Source organism: Streptomyces sp. NPDC052020, from assembly GCF_040680575.1.
In the GTDB taxonomy this organism is placed as follows: domain Bacteria; phylum Actinomycetota; class Actinomycetes; order Streptomycetales; family Streptomycetaceae; genus Streptomyces.
Window position 1 is genome coordinate 40,023 of sequence record NZ_JBFAWY010000047.1, and the last position, 7,802, is coordinate 47,824.

The 7,802-nt window shown below is 72.3% G+C and carries 8 protein-coding genes; 1 reads left to right on the forward strand and 7 read right to left on the reverse strand.

The genetic code is table 11. The annotated features are described in order from the left end of the window. Nucleotides 1-13: 13 nt before the first annotated feature. The 7 genes from AB0L74_RS31385 to AB0L74_RS31415 are packed head-to-tail and all read right to left on the reverse strand — an operon-like array spanning nt 14 to nt 6,756. Nucleotides 14-412, reverse strand: coding sequence for a 4Fe-4S dicluster-binding protein (locus AB0L74_RS31385; RefSeq protein ID WP_365659894.1), 399 nt, complete (start codon nt 410-412; stop codon nt 14-16). Then, entirely contained in the window at nt 402-2,123 is a 1,722-nt protein-coding gene (locus tag AB0L74_RS31390) for an alpha/beta hydrolase (RefSeq protein ID WP_365659897.1), read from the reverse strand. The genes AB0L74_RS31385 and AB0L74_RS31390 overlap by 11 nt, the downstream gene beginning before the upstream one ends. Continuing rightward, nucleotides 2,108-2,974 carry a glycosyltransferase gene (locus AB0L74_RS31395; RefSeq protein WP_365659900.1) on the reverse strand — a complete coding sequence of 289 codons (867 nt, stop codon included), beginning with the start codon at nt 2,972-2,974 and terminating at the stop codon, nt 2,108-2,110. Before AB0L74_RS31395 ends, AB0L74_RS31390 begins: the two co-directional genes overlap by 16 nt. Before the next feature lie 33 nt (nt 2,975-3,007). Further along, nucleotides 3,008-4,276: a radical SAM protein gene (locus AB0L74_RS31400; protein ID WP_365659903.1), complete on the reverse strand. Its 1,269-nt coding sequence runs from the start codon at nt 4,274-4,276 to the stop codon at nt 3,008-3,010. Beyond that, on the reverse strand, nt 4,261-5,076 hold the full coding sequence (locus AB0L74_RS31405) for a sugar phosphate nucleotidyltransferase (RefSeq protein WP_365659906.1): 816 nt from the start codon (nt 5,074-5,076) through the stop codon (nt 4,261-4,263). The genes AB0L74_RS31400 and AB0L74_RS31405 overlap by 16 nt, the downstream gene beginning before the upstream one ends. Then, nucleotides 5,073-5,636, reverse strand: a complete 564-nt coding sequence (locus AB0L74_RS31410) for an NUDIX hydrolase (protein ID WP_365659909.1) — start codon at nt 5,634-5,636, stop codon at nt 5,073-5,075. The genes AB0L74_RS31405 and AB0L74_RS31410 overlap by 4 nt, the downstream gene beginning before the upstream one ends. Next, entirely contained in the window at nt 5,626-6,756 is a 1,131-nt protein-coding gene (locus AB0L74_RS31415) for a DegT/DnrJ/EryC1/StrS family aminotransferase (RefSeq protein WP_365659912.1), read from the reverse strand. The genes AB0L74_RS31410 and AB0L74_RS31415 overlap by 11 nt, the downstream gene beginning before the upstream one ends. A 203-nt stretch (nt 6,757-6,959) precedes the next feature. On the opposite strand from AB0L74_RS31415, the gene AB0L74_RS31420 reads away from it, so the two are divergent. Continuing rightward, nucleotides 6,960-7,718 (forward strand): hypothetical protein, encoded by a 759-nt coding sequence (locus AB0L74_RS31420; protein ID WP_365659915.1) that lies wholly within the window; start codon nt 6,960-6,962, stop codon nt 7,716-7,718. Nucleotides 7,719-7,802: the final 84 nt, after the last annotated feature.

Sequence of the window (7,802 nt, forward strand, 5' to 3'; positions counted from 1 at the left end):
GTCCGGGCGGCTCTCACCAGCGGCGTATGCGGCTGGGCTCGACCGGCGGGCGGCGGGTGCCGTCCTGCGCCACGTACGGGTCCTCGGGGCCGAACGGCCGGGTCCACCAGTCGTCGGGGGCCGGTGCCCACTCCTCGTCCGGGTAGATGCAGTCGACCGGGCAGACGGGCGGGAGGCACTTGCCGCATCCGGAGCACAGCTCGGGGATGATCGCCATCATGTGCCCGAGGTTGAAGGCCGCGCCGAACTGCGAGGGGCACGCTTCCACACACGCGTCGCAGCTGATGCACTCACTCTGTTCGATGCGCAGCGGCGGCAGCCGCCACTGGTCGGGGCGCTGCCGGTGTTCGGCCCGGTCGGCGCGCGGTGACTGCCGTGCCGGCTTCCTGGTCCGGCCGTGGTCATCGGTCATGGACGGTGCCTCCAACGGGCGCGTCGGGAACGGGGTGCCGGGCGGCCGCGGCCGCCCAGTCGGCCGTCAGCCGTACCGCCTCGGCCAGGCCGCGGGAGGAGAAGCCGTGGCTGCCGTGGACGACGGACAGGTCCCAGGAGGGACGGCGGGCGATCTCGGCGAGCATGGTCCGGGGGCCGTCCCCGTCGATCTCCTGGTCCCCGTAGACCACGCGGACCGGAACGCCGCTGTCGCGCAGCAGCTTCAGGTAGTCGCGGCCGCGGTCGTCCCGGTTGTAGGCGACGCCCTGCCACAGTCCGCACCACTCGGCGGCCAGGGTGCCCTCCACCCTGCGCAGCCGGGGCGCGGGGCCCTCGCCGTCCTCGCTGAGGATCGGCCCCCACAGGACCGCTCCGGTGACCTCGGGCCGAGCATGGGCGGCCATGGCCGCGAGCCGGGCGCCGGCGCTGTTGCCGACGACGACGAACCGTTCGGCCACGCCGGCGGCGCGCAGCCGGGCCATGGCCGCGGTGAGGTCCTCCAGGCGATGGCTCCAGGTGGAGTGGGTGAAGGAGCCGTCGCTGACGCCCATGCCCCGGCTGTCGTACCGGAAGACCGGCACGCCCCGGGCGGCTCCGGCGTGGGCCAGGGCCGGTCCGCACTCGTGGATGTCCACCCGCTGTCCGGGGTTGCCCGGTTCGTAGATCAGGCACACCGGCTCGGGTGTGCCCTCGGGCCGGGGAGCGGGCTCGTGGAGGACGCCGAGCAGGCGCCGGCCGCCGGAGGTGAAGGCGAGCGAGCTGATCCTGGACCCGGCGGGCCCGGACACCGACTCGGTGACGGCGGGGGGCGGCGTCCGGACGGGTGCCGCGGGCACCGGGGGCCCGGCGGGCGCGGGCCCGGCGAGGGCGTCGTGCACAAAGCCGGTCACGGCGTCCAGCACCTCGCGGCGTGGCTCGTACGACCAGTGCCAGGTCGGCGCCCACGAGGTCGGCTCGTGGTCGATCTCCCGCACGGGGAGACCGGCGCGCCGCGCCCAGTCGCGGTCCCGCGGGTCGGCGGCGATGACGAGGGCACGGGTGCCCCGCAGGCCGGCGAAGGCCGGCCCGGCCGCGGCGGCGGCAGCGGCGAGCAGGGCCGCGCCGACCGCGCCGGCGGGTTGCGGCGGCTGGTACGGCTCGCCTACCAGCGCGTCGAGCAGGAGGGCCACGGCCGTCTCGTCCTGGAGTTCGTCGGGTGCCACCCGGTCGCGCGTGGCGAGGGCGGACAGGGACGCCGTGTGCCCGGCGGCGGCCCGCCAGCGGTGCGTCGCGGGGCAGATCAGCACACCCGCCTCGGCCTCGCCGGCGCGCAGGAGTTCGGCGACGAGCAGGTTGCCGAGGCCGTAACCGACGATCACCAGCCGGCCGGAACCGATCCGGCGGCCCTGTTCGGCCACCGAGCGGGCCGCCGTCCGTACGGCGTCCAGGGTGGCGGGGCGTCCGGTCAGCGAGCTGTCGCCCTGTCCGGGGTGGTCGTACTGCAGGACGTTCAGCCCCTGTCCGGCGAGTTCGCGGGCCAGGATCGCCCACAGGTAGCGCGGTTCGCTCATGCTCACGCCCAGCCCGGTCACCAGCACGACGGTCGGGGCGCCGGGGTCCGCGCGGTGCTGGACCACGCAGGTGGTCGTGTCGCGCGTGCCGGAGCCGAGGGGGTGCGGCGCGAGGAAGAACTGGCTCAGCTCCGCGCCCATTCCGCCCTCCCCGCCTCGGCCGCCTTCCGTTCGAACTCCGTCACGGTCAGCCCCCTCAGGGTGAGATCCAGCAGCAGCCCGGCCGGGATCTCCGGGTGCCTGCGGGCGAAGACGCGGGCCGATGCCTCCAGGGACTCCCGGTAGAAACCGGCCGGCCTGCGGTGGGCGAAGTGGTGGTTGCGGGCCGCCGCGCAGTGGCGGAACTCGGCCCCGAGACCCACGAGCCGGTAGCCGAGCTCCAGGTGCTCCAGGCCCCATTCGGTGAACTCCTCGTCGAAGCCCCCGGCTTCGTCGAAGAGCCGTCGGCGCAGCGATACGTTGCCGGACAGGAAGCTCAGCCACCGCACCGGGGAACGGGTGGCGCCCGTGGCGTCGTAGACGCCGCAGACCCGTTTGACGAAGGCGGGCGTACGGGCCGTCCGCTCCAGTCCGCCGCCGGGTGCGGTGAGCAGGCCGCCGAGGGACTCGGCCCGGCTGTCGAAGTCGGAGACGTACACCTCTTTGATGTCCCCGACGACGACTCTGCGCGCGCCGTCGAGGTGCGCCTCGGCGTGCGCCCGGACGAACCCGGGCACCGGTGCCCGGTCTCCGTCGCAGAAGATGATCAGCTCGCCGGACGACTCCCGCACGCCGCGGTTGCGTGCGGCGGCCCGCCCCAGCGGCGGGGTGCGGACCGCGCGCAGCGGCAGGCCGGGGGCCGCGGAGGCCAGGACGCCGGCGGTGCCGTCGCGGGACCCGTCGTCCACCACGATCAGCTCCCAGGCGTCCGGCGGGTGGTCCTGTCCGGCGAAGGCGCGCAGGGTCACCCCCAGCCGCGACGCCTGGTCGCGGGTGGGTACGACGACGCTCACGCTGGGCATCGTTGCGGTCATGGCGGTCTCCGATCAGACGACGACGTGGTCCCGGCCCAGCCAGTAGGTGCGGTGGGAGGGGTCCGCCTCGGTGAAGCGGCGTTCCACGTCGAGGTAGCCCTCGACCAGCTGGTCCGCCGTCAGGAGCTTGGGCTTGAACGTCACGGCGAGGGGATCGTCGATGCCCTGGGGCCGTTCTTCCAGCAGCCGGCCCTCCGCGCGCAGGTGCTCGTACAGCGGGGTGCCGGGAATCGGGTACAGGATGCTGAGGAAGAGCCGGGAGACCTTGGTGCGGATGGCGAACTCGTAGGTCTCGTCGAAGACGTCCGGGTCGTCCCAGTCGAAGCCGAAGATGACGTTGACCTGGGTCTCGACCCCGGCTTCGTGCAGCCGCAGCAGCAGGTCCTCGGCTTCGGGGATGGTGAAGAAGGTCTTCTCGGTGAAGACCCGGTTCTTCTCCCGCACGCTCTCCACGCCGAACGACACCACGCGCATGCCTGCCTCGATGGCCGTCTGGACCACGTCGGGGTGCCGGGAGAGGTTGAAGTCGGTCTGGCACCCCCACTCGATGCCCTCGCCGCGGAGCCTGCCGAGCAGTTCCCTGGAGCGTTTGGGGAAGACGAGGAAGTCGTCGTCCCGGAAGACGACCCGGGGTATGCCGAAGCGGTCCCGGTACTGGAGCAGTTCGTGCACGACGTCGTCGACCGGGCGGTAGCGCCAGTTGCTGTAGAGGAACTCGCTGCAAAAGGTGCACCGGCGCGGGCAGCCCCGGGCGGTGAAGGACGGCAGCACGTACGGTGGGTCGATCTTGCTGAAGTCCACCAGGTCGAAGCGCGGCAGCGGATGGCCGTGCATCGGCACCAGCTCGTTGCTCTGGTACACGTCCTTGAGGTGGCCGCGGCGCAGGTCCTCCAGGAGCTGACGCCACAGCACGTCGGCCTCGCCGACGACGACGCTGTCCGCGAACCTGCGGATGACCGGCACCAGGCCGTGCCCGTCCTCCACGGTCACCGGGCCGCCGACGACCACCCGCGTGCCGCTGGCGCGCACCATGCGGGTGATCTCCAGGGCGCGTTTGAGCTGGATCGTCTGGCAGGTGACGCCGACGAGGTCGTAGGAGGCCAGGTCGTAGTCGTTCTCCAGGTCCTCGCAGACCTCGTAGACCAGGTCCACCTCCCACTCGGGGGGCACCATGGCCGCGAGGTAGGGCAGGGTCAGGGAGATGAGCTGGGACGGCCGCTTGTCGCGCTTGTCCAGGCCCTGGGGCGTGTAGACGGCAGGCTCGATCAGCAGTATCCGCACGGTGACTCCTTTCCGGGGGCGCAGCGTTCCTGCCGTGCGCGAAACTCCGCGTAACGCTCTGGGGTGCCGATGTCGGTGAACGGTTCGCCGATGGGGTGGGCGGCCAGGGTCCGGCGCCGGATGAGGAGGCGGAACAGCTCCCCGAGGTCGACGGGGTCGGGCCGGTCCGCCAGGTGGTCCAGCGCGGAGCGGCGCAGGAGGCACACCCCGGTGTCGGTCCACCGTGCCTCGCCCGCCCGGACGCCGTCGGCTTTGTGGTAACCCGTCACCCGGCCGTCGCGGACGACGGTGTTGGGCGGCACACCGGTCGGGGCGTCGGTGACCACCATCACGGCCTCGTCGCCGGGGGCCAGCCAGGTGGCGGCGTCGGCGTAGCCGATCGGCAGGTGCGTGTCACCCAGGACGAGCAGGAAGACCTCGTCCAGGTGGTGCGCGCCGTCGCGCAGGGCTCCGGCGGTGCCCCGGGGGACGGTCTCCACCTGGGTGGTGATCTCCGCCGGCGCCGCCATCGCGCGCAGGTGCCGCAGGACGGGCCCGGCCAGATGCCCCAGGCAGAAGTGGAAGCGGCGCAGGCCGGAAGCGAGCAGCGGTTCCAGCAGGGTGTCGAGGAAGGGGCGTCCGGCCACCGGCTGCATGATCTTCGGGAGGTGCTCGGCCAGAGCTCCGAGCCGGGTGGCCCGCCCGCCCGCCAGCACCACGGTCTGCAACCCTCGGACGCCGGGGTCCCGGCCGGTGCCCTCGCGGTCCGGCGGGCCGGCCGGCTCCTGGTACGCGTCCCGGAACGCCTGGCGCCCGCTCACCGGTCGTCTCCGGCGGGCAGCAGCCCCCGGCGTTCCGCCAGGAGCAGAGCGAGGGCGGTCGGCGCGTCCTGGATGGTGCCGTCCGCGGCCAGGGCCAGTGCCCGGCGGACCGGTACCGGGCAGGGCCGGAGGATCTCGTCCGGGTCGGGGCGTGCCGTTCCGGGGCGGACACCGGTGGCCAGGAACAGGTGCACGCGTTCGTTGGAGGAACCGCTGGACGGCCAGGTGGTGCCCAGGGGATGCAGCGTGCCGCCGTGTGCCCCGGTCTCCTCGGCGAGTTCGCGCCGCGCGGTCTCGGCCGGGCTCTCGTCCGCCTCGCAGCGGCCGGCGGGGGCCTCGACGCACCAGTCGCCCACCGCGATCCGCCAGGACCGGATCAGCAGGACGGTGCCGGAGTCGGTCACCGGCAGCACCAGGGCACAGCCGGGATGGTCGACGTAGTACCAGTTGCGGCCGGCGCCCCTGCCCGAGGCCGGGCTGGCCTCGCGGACCGTGAGCCAGGGCGTGGACAGCACCGTGCGCGGGCGGGCGGGCAGCTCGTCGGTGACGTCACTCGCCACGGGGACGCACCTCCGTCAGCGCCTCGGCGAGCACCTGGGCGGCGTAGGCGAGGCGCTTGTCGTCGAGGCTCGGGTAGATCGGCAGGCAGAGCTGGGTGGCGCAACTGCGTTCGGCGCCGGGGAACTCCGCGCCGGCGTACCGGTCCCGCAGGACGGGCTGGTGGTGCAGCGGTATCTCGTAGACCTCGCCCTGCGGCTGCACGCCGCGTTCCCGCAACGCTCCTTTGAGCAGGCCGCGGTCGGTGCCCGGCGGGAGCAGGACGACGGCCTTGTATCCGCTGTAGGGGTGGTCGGGCAGCAGGAACTCGCCCGCTGCCGCCTCTTTCAGGGCCTCGGCGTATCCGGCGGCGACCTGCCGCCGGGCGGCGACCGCGGCGGGCAGCCGGGCGAGCTGGGCCCTGCCCAGGACCGCGGCGATCTCCGGCAGCCGTGCGTTCCAGCCGAGCCTGGTGTGGCGGCTCACCCATGGCTCGGGCTTGCCGAGGTTGCGCAGCAGCCGGACCTCCTCGGCGACGCCGTGGTCGTCGGTGACGACCATGCCCCCCTCACCGCTGGTCATCACCTTGGTGGCGAAGAAGGAGAACGCCGCCGCGGTGCCGAAGGTGCCGGCGTGCCGTCCCTCGCGTTCGCTTCCGTGGGCGTGTGCGCAGTCCTCGACCAGCGCGATGCCGGAGGACCGGCACCAGGCGGCGACGCGTTCGGTCTCGGGGCCGATCAGCCCGCCCATGTGCACCAGGGTCACCGCCGCCGTCCTCGGTGTGCAGGCCGCGCGCAGCTGGTCCAGGGTCGGGGACATGGTCCGGGGGTCGACGTCGGCCAGCCGCACCGTGGCGCCGGCGCGCTCGGCGGCGACGTACGTCGCGAAGTTGGTGTTCGCGGGCACCACCACCTCGCGTCCGCGCACGTCCAGAGCCTGGAAGACCAGCTCCAGGGCGGCGGTTCCGCTGGAGACCGCCACGGCGTGCCGGGCGCGGGTGAAGGCGGCGAACTCCGCCTCGAAGCATTCGACGTTCTCCCCCTGGGAGAATCTTCCGGCGCGCAGCAGGCGGTCGATGCCGGCCAGCACCTCCCGGCGCTCGGTGTCGTCGACCTCGATCTCGACAGCAGGAACGGATAACACACGACCCCCTATCGGAATCGGCCCGGAAAACAGCGGTGTGCCGCTGTCCGGCCTCATTTGAAGAACAACACAGTTCCCACGGCCGGCGCAACCCCCGATTTTCGGTAACCACCTCCGGGCGCCCTTGACCGGTCCCGAGGTGTGTCCTATCAATGCTTGACGGAACACCGAAAACGCATCCCGGACCGAGAGGCGGAATTTCCATGTTTCTGCAGAGCGCCGCGACGCACCTGAAATCAGTGATCGCCGCACAGTACGATTCCGTCTCCCGGTCCTGGCATCCGTCGGTGGCCGAACTGATCGGGGTCACCGCGCCCTGGCTGGATGGCCCGTGGTTGGAGCCGTTCAACGGGCAACACGCCCGCCAGCAGCTTTTCCGCTCGCTGCTGGCCGCCGTGGAGCCGTACGCGATCTTCGAGTCCGGCTCCTACCGGGGTGCGTCGACACGCTTTTTCTGGCACACCTCGGGAAAGCCTGTGTACACCGCCGAGAAGAACCGGAATTTCGCGCGTTACGTAGGCCGGCGCTTCCGCCACGTGCCCGAGGTGAAGGTGATCAACCGGGATTCCCGGGAAGCACTGAGCCTACTGCACCAAGGGGACCACCTTCCGGTCTCCGAGTGCATCGTTTTCTATCTCGACGCACATTGGAACGAGGATCTCCCACTACGCGAGGAGGTGGAATTCATCACCCGCACCTGGCCGTCGTCGGTCATTGTCATCGACGATTTCAAGGTGCCCGACGACGAGGGCTACGGATTCGATGTGTACGGAACCGTGGAACTGTCGCTGGAGTATCTGGGGGCCGAGGCCGTCGGCCCGTTCCAGATCCTGTGGCCCAGCTGCCGCGCGGAGCGGGAGACCGGGTACCGCCGTGGCTGCGTGGTGCTGGCTTCGCCGAAGGTCGCCCCTTGTCTGACCGACCTCCCGGAGCTGCGCAGGGGTCCGGACGCGATCGGCTGACCGGAGCCGGGGTGCGGCCCCGCACCGTGGTCACCGTGGCCCCGCTCTTCCTGGGGACGACTCCGTTTCCCGCCTACATGTTCG